Consider the following 259-nt stretch of genomic DNA (forward strand, 5'->3'; position numbering starts at 1 on the left):
GCTGCAGCCTCAGTGGAAGCTCCCGTGGCCTGCGCGTTGCGAGCCGCCCTGAGGAGGTACGGAAAAGCATCTGAGTACTTGGCAGCCAGATACAAGTGCTCTCCGATCAATGCGTCCCAGTCCTCGTTGGAACTCGCCCGCAGATTGGAGATGACGCCTGCAACCTGGGCGTGTAACCGGCGCTTCCGCAGTCCACTAAGCTGCGCATACAGCACGTCACGGATCTTGCCATGTGAGAATTCGAAGGACTCGTCACTCG

Annotated in this window: 1 protein-coding gene; it reads right to left on the minus strand. The window is 59.5% G+C overall.

Going from position 1 to position 259, the window contains the following annotated elements; genetic code table 11:
- Positions 1-259, minus strand: a 259-nt coding sequence (locus SB679_RS25060) for a hypothetical protein (protein ID WP_410705022.1), incomplete at both ends; no start/stop codon positions are given.

It is taken from the genome of Chryseobacterium sp. SIMBA_029 (genome assembly GCF_046535275.1).
Lineage (GTDB): Bacteria > Bacteroidota > Bacteroidia > Flavobacteriales > Weeksellaceae > Chryseobacterium.